Source organism: Streptomyces sp. H27-H5 (genome assembly GCF_026627505.1).
In the GTDB taxonomy this organism is placed as follows: domain Bacteria; phylum Actinomycetota; class Actinomycetes; order Streptomycetales; family Streptomycetaceae; genus Streptomyces.
Genome location: NZ_JAPNLK010000058.1, coordinates 7,733 through 23,509, shown reverse-complemented (window position 1 = coordinate 23,509; position 15,777 = coordinate 7,733). Strand labels below are relative to the sequence as shown.

Here is a 15,777-nt window from a genome sequence, read left to right as displayed (position 1 = left end):
GGCGTGGCCGGCGGCCCGGGCCGGTGTTCGGCCTCGGTGCGCTGCCGGGGAGCGTGCGCCGGCCCTCGTGGGACGACAATCTTTGTTGCCGGTTCCGGGACAACGGTATGGAATGCCCCCATGGACAGACCACAGCCCTACCGAGCGGTCCTCGACGAGGTCGGCCCCCGGCTCAGGCGCGTGCGCGCCGCGCGCGGACTCACCCTTGCGGCTGTCTCCGAGGCGACCGGCATCTCGAAGAGCACCCTGTCCCGGCTGGAGTCCGGGCAGCGCCGCCCCAGTCTGGAACTGCTGCTGCCGCTCGCCGGCACGTACCACGTACCCCTGGACGACCTGGTGGGAGCGCCCGAAGTGGGCGACCCCCGGGTGCGGTTGACCTCCCACGCCCTGCCGAACGGCGGGGTGTACGTGCCCCTGTCCCGCACCCCGGGTCCCCTTCAGGCGTACAAGATGATCATCACGGACCGGGGCGCCGACCCTTCCCCGCGGACCCACGAGGGTTACGAGTGGCTGTACGTGCTGAACGGCCGGTTGCGCCTGGTCCTCGGCGAACACGACCTGGTTCTCGGCGCCGGCGAGGTGGCGGAGTTCGACACCCGGGTGCCCCACTGGTTCAGCAGCGCGGACGGACGGCCCGTCGAGGTCCTCAGCCTCTTCGGACGGCAGGGCGAACGCATGCACGTACGCGCGAAGCCCCAGTCCTGACGCGCCGATCCGGCGCGCGGGGTCACCACCCGGGGCAGCCCGGGCGGTGACCCCGCGGGGACCGTCAGCCGAGTCGGGTGAGCCTGTTCACGAACGAGGGCTCGGCCAGATCGACGCCCACCGCCACCGGTACGGTCTTGGCGCCGGCGCCGTCACCGACCGTCAGCACCCCCACCTCGGCCCCCGCCTTCGCGGTGTGGGGCAGCGCGGCAGCACCGCCGCCGAGCGTGAGTCGCAGTTGCTGGCCCGGAACGCCGATCGCGTTCAGGTCCTTCGTGGCGACGAGCGGGGTACGGCCGCCGAGTCCGTCGTCCACGTGACCGACGACCTGTCCCTTGTGGATGACCGGAGTCGAGGCGAGTGCCTTGCGGACGGCTTCGATCACCTTCCGGCTGTTCTCCTTCACCAGCTTCAGGCTGTCCCCGCCGTTCAGATCAGGGCCGTCCGCGTGCTGGTCCATCATCGTGCCGAGGATCAGGGGCGTCTCCTCGCCCACCGACTTGAACGAGGCCCACAGGAGCGTGCCTCCGGCCGCCGTACTCGACCCGGTCTTGATGCCCTTGACGCTGAGGTCCGCCGCCGTGAGCAGGCTGTCGTTGTTGTTGTAGATCGGCTTCGGCAGCCCCGGGATGGTCGCGTTGGGCAGTTTGACGATCGCGCGGAAGGCATCGTTCTTCATCACCGCCTCGGCGAGCCTCAGTTGGTCGACGGCGGTGCTGACGGTCGCCTTGTCCAGGCCGCTGGGGTCCGTGTAGACGGTGTCCTTCATGCCGAGTTCGGCGGCGGCGGCGTTCATCTTCGCGACGAAGGCGTCCTGCGAGTCCGTGCCGGAGTCCCAACGCGCCAGCAGACGGGCGACGTTGTTGCCCGAGGGGATCATCAGCATCTTGAGCATGTCCTGCTGGCTGTACTTGGCTCCCGCCTTGAGCCCCTCGATGCGGGACTCGTCCTCGGAGGTCCCGTCCGCCACCGCCGCCGCGTCGACCGTGATGTCGGGGCCCTTGTCGGTGGGCTTGGCCAACGGGTGGTCCTTGAGGATCACGTAGGCCGTCATGACCTTGGCGACGCTCGCGGTCGGGACCGGCCTCTGTTCACCGAACACCGCGATGTCACCGGAACCGGGCACGCGGATGGCGCCCTGCCCCTCCGTGGGCCAGGGCAGGGTGAGCTGTCCGTCGACGGTGTGGACGGAATCCGCGGCGACGAGCTTCGGTTCGGGCAGGGGACGCATCAGCTGGGCGCCGGTGAAGCAACCGGCGAGGACCAGCACGATCGGCGTCCAGATCTTGACGCGGCGCAGCGCGGTCCGGCGGGTGGTCTCCGTGGGCGGCGGGGTGTTGGTGAGCTCGGCCAACAGGTCCAGCGGGGGCTGCGGGGGCTGCGGGACTTCCCGGGTGCGCTCCGGGACGAGGGCGGCCGGGGCGGGAGCCGTCGGGGCGGGTGCCATCGGGGTGCGAGCGGGCACGGGGGTGCGGGCGGGGGTCGGGGTCGGGGCTTCCAGTGCCTTCAGGGCGACGAACTCGCTGGTCCGCTCGGCGTCGTGCGCGTTCTCCCGCGCCCACGACGGCACGCGTACGGGCGCGGACGCGGAGGCGGGCGCGGGCGATCCGCCGCGCGGCCCCGTCTTCGGGGCTGCGCCCGGGCCTGCCTTTGGTCCTGCGTCCGGGTCTGCAGCCGGTGCCGCTGTCCGTGCTGCCTTCGGTGCCGCCTTCGATCCTGCGTCCGGGCCCGTTGCGGCTCCCCCGGTCCCCTCGCCGGCGGAGCCTTCGCCGGCCTTCGGGGTCGTCGGGGCTTCCGTGCTCTTCGGGGTCGTCGGGACGTCCGGGGTCGTCCCGGCGTCCGGAGCCGCGGGTTCGGTCCGCGGCTTCCGGCCGGGCTCGGAGGGCGACTCCGGGGCAGGGCTCGTCTCCTCGGAATCGGTCGACCGCGCGGGCTCCGGCGTCCCCTCCGCCTCCGGTGCCGGGTCGGGGTCGGCCGCGTCCTCGGAGTCGGCCGTCCGGTCGTGGTCGGACGCGTCCTCGGAGTCGGCCGTCCGGTCGTGGTCGGGCGCGTCCTCGGGGTCGGCCGTCCGGTCGTGGTCGGACGCGTCCTCGGAGTCGGCCGTGGCCTCGCGGTCGACCGGTCGCTCGGGGCCTGCCGCGTCCTCGGGGTCGGCCGCCTGGTCGGGGCGGGCCGTCTCCTCGGTACCGGCCGGTCGCTCGGGCACCGCCGCTTCCTCGGGCTCACGCGATGCTCCAGGCCCTACCGGCGCCGCGGGCTCCGGCGTCGGCTCGGGCTCCTCCCGGCCGCCGCCGGGCGTCGCGGCCCGCCCCGAGGGCTCGGGCGCGTCGGCGCCCCCGGCCTCCTCGGGACCGTCTTCGGTCGAACCGGCTTCCCCGGGCCCGACCCCTCTCGTGTCGCCGCCGTCCCCCCGCACGGGCGCGACGGCGGGCGCCCGGCCCGCTCCCGCTTCCGAGGTCTGCGGGTGCGTCTCGGGCTCCGTAGTGCCCGAAGTCTCCGGAGCCTGCGCAGGGTCCGAGGAACCGTCCGCCACCGTTACCGCCTTCATCCCAGCCCCGCCTTGACATTCGCCTCCGGCGGCCGCTCCATCGCCCACGCGATGACGGCGGTCCGCCGGCTCTCGCCGATACCGTTCACCGGCGGATCCCACGGAACCCGCCGGACGTCTAGATGCGCGACGGACCCGGGGCGTTCCCCCTCCCCCATCCTGTGACCGTTCGGTCATACTCCGACGTCAGAGCGGGTGCGGGCGGTGCCCCGACGGGCAGGTGGACGAGGCTGTGGCGAGGGTGGCCGCACGGCTCTCGGAGTGACCGGTCTCACGTCACCGTCGGCCCTGCCGCTGCCCTCGGACGCCGTCGTGCCCTGACAGACTCCCTCCTTGATCACGGGGGCAAGGGGCCTTCGTACGGGCGGAATCGGGAGCGTTGTGCGCAAGGTGAAGTGGGTGGCCGCGGCCGCCGGTGTGGTGTTGCTGGTCGCGGGTTGTGGCAGCGAAGGCGGCGCCGACAAGGGCAAGGGCGGCGGTGAGGCACCCGCGTCCGGTGCGGCGACCCCGGCGGAGCAGGGAGCGGGCACCCTGGACGCCGCCTCGGTGAAGAAGGAGATCGCGGGCGCCGCCACGGGCGCCGGATTCACGGAGAAGTCGGGTGACGACGTCCCCGCGAGCCTCCAGGCCTGCATGGTGTCCTGGAGCCCGGACGGCAAGAAGGTCGCCGATTCCAAGCAGTCCTTCGACGGCACCGTCGCCGCCCTCGTGAAGGGGGGCTGGAAGGAGACGCGGACCTCCGACCAGCCGATGTCCGTCATCAAGTCGCTGGACAAGAGCGGCTGGACGCTGAAGGCGAGCCACCAGGGCAAGGCCGGCAGCCTGCTGGTCATCTCCTTCATCGCCGTGGACAACGGCCCCACCTGTGCGAAGGCCTTCCAGGAGGACCTGGCCAAGAACAAGCAGTAGCCCCGCGTCGCCGTGTCCGCCCCCGCGGGACGGACACGGCCCGCCCGGCGAGCCGGCCGGCTCGGCCGGTCAGCCGTTCAGTGCGGCCATCAGCTCGGGCGCGTACCGGTCGCCGGAGACCACGCCGTGCGGGGCCACGGCGTCGATGGCCGCCAGCTCGGCGTCCGTGATCGTCACGGTGGTCGCGGCGACGTTCTCCTCCAGGTAGCGGCGGCGCTTGGTGCCCGGGATGGGCACCGCGCCCCGGCGCAGTGTCCAGGCCAGGGCGAGCTGCGAGGGGGTGACGCCCTTCTCGGCGGCAAGGCGGCGGACCTGGTCGACGACGGCGAGGTTGCGGTCGAAGTTCTCGCCCTGGAAGCGGGGGTCCGTACGCCGGAAGTCGTCCGCCGCGAAGTCGTCCGGGCTGGTGACGGCGCCGGACAGGAACCCCCGACCGAGCGGCGAGTACGCGACGAGCCCGATGCCGAGCTCGCGCAGGACGTCCAGGACGCCGTCGTGCTCGATGCCCCGCTCGAAGAGGCTGTACTCCGTCTGTACGGCGGCGAGCGGGTGGACTGCGTGGGCCCGCCGGATGGTGGTGGGCGCGACCTCGCACAGGCCGATGTGGCGGACCTTGCCGGCCGTGACGAGCTCGGCCATCGCGCCGACGCTCTCCTCGATGGGCACGTTCGGGTCGACGCGGTGCAGGTAGTACAGGTCGATGTGGTCGGTGCCGAGGTGGCGCAGGGACCGCTCGGCCGCGCGGTGGATGTACTCCGGCGTGCCGTTGTGGCCCCGGAAGGCGCCATCGTCCGTGAACTCGACGCCCGTCTTGGTGGCGATCACGGCCGCCTCGCGGCGGCCGGCCAGGGCCTTGCCGAGGAGCTGCTCGTTGACGAAGGGGCCGTAGCCCTCGGCCGTGTCGAGCAGTGTCACCCCCAGCTCCAGCGCCCGGTCGATGGTGGCGAGCGACTCGGTCTCGTCGGTGGCGCCGTAGTGGGCGCTCATTCCCATCAGCCCGAGGCCCTCGACGCCGACCTCGAGTCCCTGACCGCCCAGTGCACGAATCTCCATGACATGCCCCTCCACAGGTAAGTAACTAACTGGATAGGTCAACCATGCATCCGGCCGCCGGAGAATGTCAATAACCAGATAGTTACTTGCTAGGCTGCGGGCATGGCACGGGATTCCAGCGCAACCAAGGCACGTCTGCTCGACGCGGCCTTCTCCGAGTTCGCGACGTACGGCATCGCCGGTGCGCGGGTGGACCGCATCGCCGAGGCGGCGCAGGCGAACAAGCGACTCATCTACGTGTACTTCGGCAACAAGGAGGAGCTCTTCGACGCGGTGCTCCTGCGGGCGCTGGAGTCGGGCGCGGAGTCCGTCCCGTTCGACGCCGACGACCTGGCGGGGTACGCCGGCGCGGTCTTCGACCACCTCGTCGAGTGGCCGTCACTGATGCGGCTCGTACTGTGGAAGCAACTGGAGCGCCCCGGCAGCACGGACGTCGAGGCGGAGTCCTACCGCGACAAGATCGCGGAGGTGGAACGGGCCCAGCGGGCCGGTCGCGTCGACCCGTCCCTGGATCCCGCCGACGTGCTGACGCTGGTGATGGGACTCTCGCAGGCCTGGTTCGGCGCGGTGGGCGGCCCGGCGGCCGGTGGCCAGGGCGTCGACTGGCCGGCCGAGCGCCTGTCACGGCATCGCGCGGCGGTGGTCGAGTCCGTACGCCGGGCCACGGCCGCCCCCAACGCGTGAGGTCCGAGGTCTGACACACCCCCGAGACCACTCCCGAGCCACCCCCCGGGCCGATCACATCGGGTGATGGAACGGATTCTTCCGGTCACGTCCACACCCCTACGGCATGCGTACGAGGCGATTTACGGCACCCGGATCCCAACCGGCGGCGATGGCCTGTACGTTCCGCCTCACAGGTGGGAACAACCCCATGGGGAGGCCGATGTGAAATCCATGCGCATACGTACGAGCCGAAGGACCGCGGCTGTGGTCGGCGGGGCGGTGGCGCTGGCGGCGCCGCTGGTGGTGGCCGGTGGCGGGACGGCGCAAGCCGCCACCTGCAACGTGACCACCGGCCCGTACCAGCGACAGGTCGAGCAGTTCCTGGGGCGGCCCGTCGACGGGGTGCAGTCGTCCGCCGACTGCACCGCCATCCGGTCGTTCCAGGCGACCCACGGCATCACGCCGACCGTGGGTTACGCGGGGCCGCTCACCTGGCGCACGATGAGCACGATGTTGGACCAGCGGGCGGCGGGCACCACCCCCAACAAGGCGGGCAAGTGTCCGACCAATCTGGGGCGAATAGCCTGTGTCGACCTGACGCGACAACTCAGTTGGATCCAGGACGGGGCGAAGCTGGTCTACGGTCCGGTGCCGGTGCGCACCGGCAAGGACGGCACGGAGACCCGGACCGGCCTGAAGAAGATCTACTACCGCAACATCAACCACTGGTCGACGATCTACAACGTCGCCATGCCCTACTCACAGTTCTTCGACGGCGGCATCGCCTTCCACTCCGTGGACAAGAGCATGTGGAACCCGCCCGGGTCCGGTGGGTGCGTCAACATGCGGATCGCGGACGCCAAGACGTACTGGAACATGCTGAAGAACGGCGACGACGTCTACGTCTACGGGAACAAGCCCGGGACCTGACAATCACCTCGGCGCCCCCGGCAGGGGGCGCTCAGGCCAACGGGGCCTCGCGCGTGCGGCATTGACTTATGTCATGCCGCACCCGGGAGGAACTCACGGCAGAGGGATACGGCCCGCCGGGGCGGCACGGCTGATCAGGCACGCGATCGGCGGGGCGACTCAGAGCCGGTGAGCCGCCCGCGCCCCGAACGCCAGGCCCAGCGTGAGCAGGGCCAGCGCCCCGCAGAACGCCGGGGGCGACCACATCAAGAGACCCGGCCCGAACAACGCAATCGCCATGGCCACCATGGCCCAGGGAACGGCCAGCCCGTAGAAGTCGGACCGCCGACCGCTCACCAGCGCCCACGCGCCGACCCCGAGACCGAGCCAGAGCAGCAACACCCGCCACCACAGGCCCGATTCCGACGCAGGCGGATAGGTGCGGACGTGCCCGTCGATCTCCAGTCGGACCACCTGTCCCTTCCAGGTCCGCAACCGTGCGCGATCGCCCGCCCTGGCCTCCTCGTAGGTCTCCGGGGCCACCCCCAACCAGTCGGAGCCACCGCTCCAGGCCACCTTCACGTCGTGGTACCTGGTGCAGCTGGTGCCGGCGTTGCCGCCCCCGCCCCCGATGGTCACGGGTGCGCCGCCCGCCCCGCCCGCGCCGGCGGCAACGCCGCCGATGGTCGCCGGCGCCCCGCCCGCGGTCGTGCCGCCGCTCGTGCCGTTCGACGTACAGGTCTCCCCGGTCCTGCGGTCACGTACCTCGCCCGTTTCCTCGTGGAGGCACTCCTCGCCGCCGCACACGAACGCCCGCTCGTACGTGACGGTCGCGTCGTGGCCCCGGTCGAGGGCCCGCGCCGAGAAGAGGACGGCGAGAACCGCGCCGAGGACGACCAGCGCCCGTAACCAGGGCGGGAGCGCGTCCCCGTGCCGACCGCCCCTGTACTTCCCGGACTTCACCAGGACGTGATGCCCGGCGCCGGGGCCTGATATGCCTGTCGGAAAAGGTGATGCACCGTCGGACGCGCGTCCCTAGACTCACCCGTGTGTGCCACGAAGAGCGCGGCGCGTGTTTCGTCGAACCAGTCCACGAGGGGAGCCCGGCCATGTGTCACCGCACCGCCGTCCACGCTCCCCGGTCCCGGTACGACGTGATCCTGGTGTCTTCGGTTTCCCGGTAACGGCTGCGCGGCCGTCACCGGATGTCCGAGACGAAGTGACGAAGAAGACCTGATCCGCCCGGCGAACGAGCCGGTCGCGCGGTGTGCGCGGCCCGCCTTCGCGGCGCCCCGGCCCCCTGCATGCGGCATGCCGCCACCACGCGGCATGCGCCGCCACGCAGGCACGCCGGTACGCCCGTACGCCGCCATGCCCTGCACGCGGATCCGGGCCGTCTTCCGTCGCCTCCTCCACCCATCGCGCCGCCCTCACTCCCCTGCCCCATGAAAGGCCTCGGGCCATGCGCACCACACCTCTGACCACCGTCCGCAACCTCGGCATCCTCGCCCATGTCGACGCCGGCAAGACCACGCTCACCGAACGGGTCCTGTACGCGACCGGGACCACCCACAAGCGCGGCGAGGTCCACGACGGGACGACCGTCACCGACTACGACCCCCAGGAACGCGACCGCGGCATCACCATCTTCGCGGCCGCGGTGAGTTGCACGTGGAACGAGCACCGGATCAACCTGATCGACACCCCGGGACACGTCGACTTCGCCGATGAGGTGGAGCGTTCGCTGCGCGTCCTCGACGGCGCCGTCGCCGTCTTCGACGCCGTCGCGGGCGTCGAACCGCAGAGCGAGTCGGTGTGGCGCCAGGCGGATCGACACGGGGTGCCCCGGATCGCGTTCGTCAACAAGATGGACCGGGTCGGCGCGGACCTCGACGCCGCCGTGGCGTCACTGCGCGACCGGCTCCACGTCGTTCCGCTGGTGGTGCAACTGCCCATCGGGCGGGAGGACGGCTTCACCGGAGTCGTGGACCTCGTCCACATGCGGGCCCTGGTGTGGAACGCGGCGGCCGGCGGCTCCGGTTCCGGTTCCGGAACGTTCGAGGTGGGCGCGGTCCCCGACGCCCTGCGGGAGGAGGCGCTGCGGCGCCGCCGGCTGCTCGACGAGCGGGTGGCGGAGCTGCACCCGGCCGCGCTGGAGGAGTACTGCGCCACGTCGGCGCTCTCCCCCTCCACGTTGGTCGCCGCGCTGCGCGAGCTGACGCGAGGGGGTGAGGGCGTGGTGGTGCTGTGCGGATCCGCCTACCGCAACCGTGCGGTGGAACCGCTGCTCGACGCCGTCGTGGACTACCTGCCCTCGCCGGCGGACATGCCGCCGGTGCGCGGCACCGCGCTCCGCGGGGTCCGCGCGGAAGGGGCGGAGGAGCGCGTCGCCGATCCGGCGGCCCCGTTCGCCGCGTTGGCCTTCAAGGTGAACGCGACGGCGACCGGGCGGCTGACGTGTCTGCGCGTCTACTCGGGAACGATGCGGAAGGGGGAGACGGTGCTGGACGCGACGGCGGGCCGGACCGAGCGGATCGGCCGCATCCTGCGCGTCCAGGCCGACCGCCACGCCGAGGTGGAGCAGGCGGTGGCCGGGGACATCGTCGCCGTGGTCGGGCTCAAGTCCACCCGCGCCGGGACGACCCTGTGCGCTCCGGACGCGCCGCTGGTCCTCGAACCGCCCACGGTCGCCGCGCCGGTGGTGTCCGTGGCGGTCGAGGCGGGCACCCGGGCCGACATCGGTCGACTGTCGTCGGCGTTGGCCCGGTTGGTCGAGGAGGACCCCTCCCTGGCCGTGCGGACGGATCCCGAGACGGGGCAGACGGTGCTGTCGGGGATGGGAGAGCTGCATCTTGAGGTCGCGGTGGAGAAGATCCGGCTCAGCCACGGGCTGCGCGTCGAGGTGGGTCGTCCCCGGGTGGCCTACCGGGAGACGGTGGCTCGCGGGGTGTCCGGGCTGGTGTACCGGCACGTCAAGCAGGACGGTGGCGCCGGCCAGTTCGCCCATGTGGTCATCGACGTCGACCCCCTGGACGACGAGATCGCCGACCCGTCCGGCGCCGGCTCCGGTGGTGCGGGCGGAGCCGACGGCTTCGTGTTCCGGTCCGTGGTCGTCGGCGGGCGGGTGCCGCAGGAGTTCGTCCGTGCGGTGGAGGCGGGTTGCCGGGACGCGCTCGCCGAGGGTCCCCTCGGCGGTCATCCGGTGACGGGGCTGCGGGTCACGCTGACCGACGGCGCCACGCACTCCAAGGACTCCTCGGAGATGGCGTTCCGGGCGGCGGGGCGGTTCGCGCTGCGCGAGGCGCTGCGCGCCGCGACCATGGAGCTGCTGGAACCGGTGGTCGAGGTCGTGGTGACCGTTCCCGACGAGGCCGTCGGCGGCGTGCTCGGTGACCTGGCGGCGCGGCGCGGTCGGGTCGCGGGTTCGACCACGCGGACCGGCACCACCTCGATCACGGCGGCCGTTCCGCTGGCCGAACTGTTCGGGTACGCGTCCCGGTTGCGCAGTCGCAGCCAGGGCCGGGGCACCTTCACCTCCCGGCCCGTGGGGTACGCCCCCGTGCCCGCGGCGGTGTACGCCCGGGGCGCGTCCGACTGACGTGTGGCCCCCGACCGCCCCGGCGGTCGGGGGCCCTCCCCTTGGGGCCTCCCCCCGTCGGACCGGTCTCCTCGGGCCTCCCCCGTCGGACCTCTCCCGTCGGATCGATGCCCGTCGGATCGATGCCCGGCGGGTCGTCGTCCGCACGGGCGGCGTCCGCCGAGGGCGTTCCGGGGACGGCTTCGGGGCCGGCGGATAGGGTGTTCGGCCATGACCGGATCGGACTTCCTCGACGCAGCCCGGGTGTTCTACGACACCGTGGCCCTCGACTACACCGAGCACTTCGGCGACTGGCTGGTCGACAGACCGCTCGACCGCGCGATGGTGGCCGGGTTCGCCGAACTCGTGAGGGCGGGCGCCGCCGGGCCGGTGGCCGACATCGGCTGCGGCCACGGGCACCTGACGGCGTACCTGGACGGGCTGGGGCTGTCCGCGTTCGGGCTCGACCTGTCGTCGGCCATGGTCGCGTTGGCCCGCAGGACGTATCCGCACCTGCGGTTCGAGGAGGGTTCCATGACCGCCCTGGACCTGGCGGACGGTTCCCTCGGCGGCCTCCTCGCCTCGTACTCGATCATCCACGTCCCGCGGGAGCGGCTGCCGGGGGTGTTCGCCGAGTTCCATCGGGTGCTGGCCCCGGGCGGTCACCTGATGCTGTCGTTCCAGGTCGGCGACGCTCCCTTGCGCGTGGACCGGCCGTTCGGCCACGAGGTGGCGCTCGACTTCCGTCGGCAGCGGCCGCGGTGGATCACCGAGGCCCTCGACCGGGCCGGGTTCTCGGTCCGCGCGCGGCTGCTGCGGGAGCCCGAGGAGGGTGTGGAGAAGGTGCCACAGGCCTACGTCGTCGCCCGCAAGCCGGTGGTGCCCGCCTCCCGTCCCGCCGCGTCGTGAGGCGCGGTCCCGGCTCTCCCGCCCTGGACGGGGGAACCGGGAGCGCCGTGCCGGCCGACGCCGGCCGCGCTATCCGACGGGGAGGCCGAGTCCCGCTGCGACCGCGCTGACCCGGGTGAAGACGGAGACCGGGTACTGGTCGTCGCAGTACTTGTTGCCGGTGGAGACGATGCCGATCACCTTGCCGCCGGCGACCAGCGGGCCCCCCGAGTCGCCCCGGCAGATGCTGTCGTCGGTGCCGGGTGCGGAGGCTCCGCAGACCTTCAACGCGCGGGACTCGCCGGGCTCGGTGTAGGGCTCACAGCTCTTCAGCGGCGCCACGGTGAGGACGGCGGACTTCAGTCGCGTACCCGGGGTGTCGGTGTCGGTGCGTCCCCAGCCGACCACCTTCGCCTTCGTGCCGAGGGCGTAGAGGGCCGAGTCCTTCGGGCCGGCCACGGCCATCGGCCGGTAGGGCATGGACCCGGTGAGGGTGAGGACCGCGGCGTCGTGGGTGAGAGTGCCCTGGGCGTACTTCGGATGGATCCTGACCGAGGCGACGTGCCGGACGGTGCCCTTGGCGCTGCCCGTGTCGGTGCGCCCGCCGATGACGAGGAGGTCGCGCGGAGCAGGCACGTCGGCGACGCAGTGCGCGGCGGTCAGCACCTTCCTCGGGGCCACGAGCGTGCCCCCGCAGACCTGTGCGCCCTCCGCCGTCGCGATGATCATGGCGTACGGATGCTGCGCCGCGGTGGTGTTCTGCCCGCCGTGGATGGCGGCGGCCGGCGCGGCGCCGGCGGCGAGGCCGGCCACGGCGAGGGCGGAGGCGGTGAGTACCGCGGCCGCGGTACGCCTGTGGAACGTGAGCATGTGATCCCCCCGGAGTCACGGCGCGGCGCCCGGTGGCGGCGCGTCCTTGCCGTGAACCACGACGCGGAGCCGCCGGGGTGCGGTTCCCCGAGGAGCCGGCGGACCGGAGCTCCGCACGAATGTAGGCTCGTCATAAAGATGAACGACGGATGGTCGGCAATAGGGGTGGGGATGAAGGCACGCAAGGCTGCCGCGGGTGTCACCGCGGCGCTGTTCATGACGGTGGGTGTGGTGGGCTGTTCGGCGAGCCCGGTCGCCAAGCAGGCGGCGGACTCGGCGGAGGCCCTGGTCGCGGCGCTGTCGCAGGCGTCCGACGAGGCGTCGAAGGCCGGTTCGGCGGACATAGACATGACCGTGACGTCGCCCGACACGGGTGGCAAGCCGGTCTCCATGAAGGGCGTCTACTCCTGGGGCAACGGCCTCGCGATGGAGACCGAGATGCCGGCCAAGGACCTCCAGATGGAGGACCTGGTCGCGGACGGCACCATCACGATGCGCCTCGTGGACGGGGCGTACTACTACGGCGTCGACCCGGCGGAGGCGGGCCCGTTCAAGGGCAAGACCTGGTTGAAGATCGAGGCGTCCGCCGTTCTCGGCGAGGCGGGCGCGGCCGGCATGACCCAGGCGGAGAGCGACCCGACCGCGGGCCTGAAGTCGCTGAAGTACGCCCGGGGCGTCACCAAGGTCGGGACGGAGGACGTCAACGGCAAGAAGGCGGTCCACTACCACGCCTCGGTTCCGGCGGACAAGCTCGGCGACGCGGCGGCCGCCTACAACGCGCTGGGCACGGGCGGAGAGCTCGTGGCGGACGTCTGGGTCGACGACAAGGGCATGCCCGCCCGGATGAACCAGACCTTCGGGACGACCACCGTCAGGATGGACTTCCTGTCCTTCGGTGTCGCGCAGGCGATCACCGCCCCGCCGGCCGGTGACACGGCCGACATGACCGAGATGGTCAAGAACGGTTCGGGCGGCCCGGCCTGACGCCCGAGGCCACTGACCCCCATGGGGGCCAGTGGCCTCGATGACGCCGGTCGCCCGGCTGTTGCCGCCCCGGAACGAGCCCGGGGCTCCGTACTCAGACCTTGCGCCACCGCGCCATGGCCCACGAGAACACACCGAACAGCACCAGCCCGATGGCCACGGCGATGAGCAGCCAGGGGCCGGCCGGGGTCTGGGTGAAGGTCTTCAGCGTGTCGTCCATGCCCTTCGCCTGGCTCGGGTCGTAGCGCCACGCGGCGTACAGGACGAATCCGCCCGCCGCCGTGAAGACCGCGCCGCGGGCCACGCCGCCGGTCACCCCGAGGACGTCCACGACCTTGCGCCAGTGGTCGGCGACCCCGACCATGTCCAGGTGCTTGCGGAACGTGCGGCGGGCCGCGCGCACCGCGATGATCACGCCCGCGACGGCGACCCCGAGTCCGACGGCGCCCACCAGCCACCGTCCGGCGGGGAGTTCCATCGCGGACGCCGTCAGGTCGCGCGACTGTTCGTCACCGCCGGAAGTGCCCCCTCCGGAACCCGTCGCGAAGGACAGCACCGAGAACGCGGCGATCGCGTAGAAGACGGCGCGCCCAGCCGCCGTGAGACGCTTCGTGGCCTTGTCGCCCTTCGGGCCGGCCGCGCCGAAGGCCGCCTCGGACAGGCGCCACAGCACCATCCCGATCAGGCCGATGCCGACGGCCCAGACGAGGACGCTCCCGAACGGCTTGCCGGCCAGTTCCTGGAGCGCTCCCTGCCGGTCCGCCTCGCCGCCGCCCTTGCCGAAGCCGACGCGGACGGCGATCAGTCCTATGAGGATGTACAGCGCGCCGCGCGCCACCAACCCGCACCGGGCCGTGACGGATCGGGCCGTACCACCGCGCGAGGCGGACCGGACGCCCTCGCCCACCACGCCCGCTTTGGCGGTACTCACACCTCACCGCGCCAGGCACCGGTCTCGGTACCGCGAGACTCGATGAACACCTTGAACCGCTTCAGGTCGCCGCTCACCCGGCGCTTGACGAGGCCGAGCTTGTCGGCGGCGTTCTCGGCGAGGCCGTCGGGAATCCAGTTCATGTGCAGGGACACCTGGGTGGTGGTCGCGTCGACCGCCTCGAAGGTGACCAGTCCGGCCTGGCGGGTCTCACCGTCCACGGTCGTCCAGGCCACGCGGCGGTCCGGGACCTGTTCCGTGATGCGTGCGTCGAACTCGCGCTCCACGCCGTTGACCTTCGTGACCCAGTGGGTGAGGGTGTCGTCGCGCTGCTCCACCCGGTCGACGCCTTCCATGAAGGCGGGGAAGCTCTCGAACTGTGTCCACTGGTTGTAGGCCGTCCGAACAGGGACGTTGACCTCCACGTACTCCTCGACGTGCGCCATGAGTACCCCTTCCATACAGGTCGGTGCCGGAGCGCCCGATCCTCCGGGCGTCGGTGCGCCGGGTCGGCCGCTCCGAACACGCGGTTACCCGAACCCTCTTCCTCCATGCGGCCGCGCACGGCCGAGCCCGCTGCCCGGCCCGCGTCGTCCCGTCATCCGGCCGCGGTGGCGCACCGCGGGGCCGTCGTTGGACACCCCGGCGCGTTCGGCGGCCTCGGTGTCGACGATGATCGACGGGCGAGGACGACGACGGCGGTGCCGCGATCGCCGCCGCACCCCACCGCAGTGCCCGTTCGAGCAGAGGAGACACCCCCCATGGCAGCCGACGCGAACCGCGGTTCGAGCACCGTCCACGTCCGTGCCGCACGGCCGGCGGACTTCGCGCAGTGGCGTGTCCTCTACCGCGGCTACGCGGACTTCTACCGGGTACAGCAGACCGAGGAGGCCGCCGCGCTGGTGTGGTCGTGGGTGCACGACCCCGCGCACGAGGTGGAGGCCCTGGTCGCCGAGGACGGCGAGGGCCGGCTCGTCGGCCTCGCCCACTACCGCCCGTACGCGCGTCCCCTCTCGGCGTCCGTCGGTTGCTTCCTCGACGACCTGTTCGTCGCCCCCGAACACCGCGGCGGCGGCGCCGCCGACCTGCTGCTGGCGCGGCTGTCGGAGATCGCCGCCGAGCGCGGCTGGAGCGTGGTCCGCTGGATCACCGCCGACGACAACCACCGGGCCCGCTCCAAGTACGACCAGGTGGCGACGCGGACCATGTGGGTGACCTACGACATGCCCCCCGCACGCTGATCCCGCGGGCCGCCCGGGGACGTTGCCCTCACCCCAGGCGGTTCCAGAGGAAGGTGTGGGTGAGCGCCTCGTTCACGGCGGCCTGGGCGTTGTCGCCGGCGCCCGCGTGTCCGCCGCCGGCCGTCTCGTGGAAGTGGACGACGTGCCCGAGCTCACGCAGCCGGGCGGCGGCCTTGCGCGCGTGCCCCGGGTGGACCCGGTCGTCGCTGGTCGCGGTGAGGAGCAGGATCGGCGGGTAGGGCCGGTCCGATCGGAAGGCGTGGTACGGGGAGAGTTCCTCCAGGTGGGGGCGGTCCTCGGCCCGGTCGGGGTCTCCGTACTCGGCGGTCCAGGACGCGCCCGCGAGGAGCCGGTGGAAGCGCAGGAGGTCGAGGATCGGGAAGCCGATGACGACGGCGCCGAAGAGCCGTCACCCCATCGGTGTGGTGCCGACCGCCCCCGCCTACGGGCCACGGGGCGGTCGGGCCGGTGGTGGGGGCTCGGCGTACGCCGAGCC

At 72.4% G+C, this 15,777-nt stretch carries 14 protein-coding genes and 1 pseudogene; 8 read left to right on the top strand and 7 right to left on the bottom strand.

The genetic code is table 11. The annotated features are described in order from the left end of the window. Positions 1-120 precede the first annotated feature (120 nt). Complete coding sequence (locus OTB19_RS26460; RefSeq protein ID WP_267801001.1) at positions 121-705, top strand: helix-turn-helix domain-containing protein; 585 nt, start codon at positions 121-123, stop codon at positions 703-705. A gap of 64 nt (positions 706-769) precedes the next feature. On the opposite strand, the gene OTB19_RS26455 is transcribed toward OTB19_RS26460, so the two are convergent. Then, on the bottom strand, positions 770-2,911 hold the full coding sequence (locus OTB19_RS26455) for a D-alanyl-D-alanine carboxypeptidase family protein (RefSeq protein ID WP_267801000.1): 2,142 nt from the start codon (positions 2,909-2,911) through the stop codon (positions 770-772). Between the two features lie 723 nt (positions 2,912-3,634). Here OTB19_RS26455 and OTB19_RS26450 point away from each other — a divergent pair. Next, complete coding sequence (locus OTB19_RS26450; protein ID WP_267800999.1) at positions 3,635-4,162, top strand: hypothetical protein; 528 nt, start codon at positions 3,635-3,637, stop codon at positions 4,160-4,162. A gap of 69 nt (positions 4,163-4,231) precedes the next feature. Here the strand turns inward: OTB19_RS26450 and OTB19_RS26445 are convergent, their stop codons facing one another. Beyond that, positions 4,232-5,215, bottom strand: coding sequence for an aldo/keto reductase (locus tag OTB19_RS26445; protein ID WP_267800998.1), 984 nt, complete (start codon positions 5,213-5,215; stop codon positions 4,232-4,234). A 102-nt stretch (positions 5,216-5,317) separates the two neighbouring features. On the opposite strand from OTB19_RS26445, the gene OTB19_RS26440 reads away from it, so the two are divergent. After that, positions 5,318-5,899, top strand: coding sequence for a TetR family transcriptional regulator (locus OTB19_RS26440; RefSeq protein ID WP_267800997.1), 582 nt, complete (start codon positions 5,318-5,320; stop codon positions 5,897-5,899). Positions 5,900-6,112: 213 nt separating this feature from the next. Further along, positions 6,113-6,811, top strand: a complete 699-nt coding sequence (locus OTB19_RS26435) for a L,D-transpeptidase family protein (protein ID WP_267800996.1) — start codon at positions 6,113-6,115, stop codon at positions 6,809-6,811. A gap of 159 nt (positions 6,812-6,970) precedes the next feature. On the opposite strand, the gene OTB19_RS26430 is transcribed toward OTB19_RS26435, so the two are convergent. Continuing rightward, positions 6,971-7,753 carry a hypothetical protein gene (locus OTB19_RS26430; RefSeq protein WP_267800995.1) on the bottom strand — a complete coding sequence of 261 codons (783 nt, stop codon included), beginning with the start codon at positions 7,751-7,753 and terminating at the stop codon, positions 6,971-6,973. Positions 7,754-8,252: 499 nt separating this feature from the next. On the opposite strand from OTB19_RS26430, the gene fusA reads away from it, so the two are divergent. Both fusA and OTB19_RS26420 read left to right on the top strand, forming a co-directional pair. Then, positions 8,253-10,388 (top strand): elongation factor G, encoded by a 2,136-nt coding sequence (gene fusA / locus OTB19_RS26425; protein WP_267800994.1) that lies wholly within the window; start codon positions 8,253-8,255, stop codon positions 10,386-10,388. A gap of 210 nt (positions 10,389-10,598) precedes the next feature. After that, positions 10,599-11,276 (top strand): class I SAM-dependent methyltransferase, encoded by a 678-nt coding sequence (locus OTB19_RS26420; protein ID WP_267800993.1) that lies wholly within the window; start codon positions 10,599-10,601, stop codon positions 11,274-11,276. 69 nt (positions 11,277-11,345) lie between these two features. Here OTB19_RS26420 and OTB19_RS26415 read toward each other — a convergent pair whose 3' ends face one another. After that, the gene (locus OTB19_RS26415) at positions 11,346-12,125 is read right to left on the bottom strand and encodes a S1 family peptidase (RefSeq protein WP_267800992.1); all 780 of its coding nucleotides are present in this window, start codon (positions 12,123-12,125) and stop codon (positions 11,346-11,348) included. A 171-nt stretch (positions 12,126-12,296) separates the two neighbouring features. Here OTB19_RS26415 and OTB19_RS26410 point away from each other — a divergent pair, with 171 nt between their 5' ends. Then, complete coding sequence (locus OTB19_RS26410; RefSeq protein ID WP_267800991.1) at positions 12,297-13,109, top strand: hypothetical protein; 813 nt, start codon at positions 12,297-12,299, stop codon at positions 13,107-13,109. 94 nt (positions 13,110-13,203) lie between these two features. Here the strand turns inward: OTB19_RS26410 and OTB19_RS26405 are convergent, their stop codons facing one another. Both OTB19_RS26405 and OTB19_RS26400 read right to left on the bottom strand, forming a co-directional pair. Continuing rightward, positions 13,204-14,040, bottom strand: coding sequence for a DUF1206 domain-containing protein (locus OTB19_RS26405; protein WP_420716911.1), 837 nt, complete (start codon positions 14,038-14,040; stop codon positions 13,204-13,206). Continuing rightward, on the bottom strand, positions 14,037-14,486 hold the full coding sequence (locus OTB19_RS26400; RefSeq protein WP_267800990.1) for an SRPBCC family protein: 450 nt from the start codon (positions 14,484-14,486) through the stop codon (positions 14,037-14,039). Before OTB19_RS26400 ends, OTB19_RS26405 begins: the two co-directional genes overlap by 4 nt. 315 nt (positions 14,487-14,801) lie before the next feature. Here OTB19_RS26400 and OTB19_RS26395 point away from each other — a divergent pair, with 315 nt between their 5' ends. Next, positions 14,802-15,281, top strand: coding sequence for a GNAT family N-acetyltransferase (locus OTB19_RS26395; protein ID WP_267800989.1), 480 nt, complete (start codon positions 14,802-14,804; stop codon positions 15,279-15,281). Between the two features lie 28 nt (positions 15,282-15,309). Here the strand turns inward: OTB19_RS26395 and OTB19_RS26390 are convergent. Beyond that, positions 15,310-15,687 (bottom strand): annotated as a pseudogene (locus OTB19_RS26390) (prolyl oligopeptidase family serine peptidase); the annotation flags it as partial. Positions 15,688-15,777: the final 90 nt, after the last annotated feature.

Bases quoted from the DNA above. Each gene is read 5' to 3' on its own strand.
- OTB19_RS26415 (WP_267800992.1), bottom strand. From the start codon at position 12,125: ATGCTCACGTTCCACAGGCGTACCGCGGCCGCGGTACTCACCGCCTCC.
- OTB19_RS26435 (WP_267800996.1), top strand. From the start codon at position 6,113: ATGCGCATACGTACGAGCCGAAGGACCGCGGCTGTGGTCGGCGGGGCG.
- OTB19_RS26460 (WP_267801001.1), top strand. From the start codon at position 121: ATGGACAGACCACAGCCCTACCGAGCGGTCCTCGACGAGGTCGGCCCC.
- fusA (WP_267800994.1), top strand. From the start codon at position 8,253: ATGCGCACCACACCTCTGACCACCGTCCGCAACCTCGGCATCCTCGCC.
- OTB19_RS26395 (WP_267800989.1), top strand. From the start codon at position 14,802: ATGGCAGCCGACGCGAACCGCGGTTCGAGCACCGTCCACGTCCGTGCC.
- OTB19_RS26400 (WP_267800990.1), bottom strand. From the start codon at position 14,486: ATGGCGCACGTCGAGGAGTACGTGGAGGTCAACGTCCCTGTTCGGACG.
- OTB19_RS26410 (WP_267800991.1), top strand. From the start codon at position 12,297: ATGAAGGCACGCAAGGCTGCCGCGGGTGTCACCGCGGCGCTGTTCATG.
- OTB19_RS26445 (WP_267800998.1), bottom strand. From the start codon at position 5,215: ATGGAGATTCGTGCACTGGGCGGTCAGGGACTCGAGGTCGGCGTCGAG.
- OTB19_RS26440 (WP_267800997.1), top strand. From the start codon at position 5,318: ATGGCACGGGATTCCAGCGCAACCAAGGCACGTCTGCTCGACGCGGCC.
- OTB19_RS26420 (WP_267800993.1), top strand. From the start codon at position 10,599: ATGACCGGATCGGACTTCCTCGACGCAGCCCGGGTGTTCTACGACACC.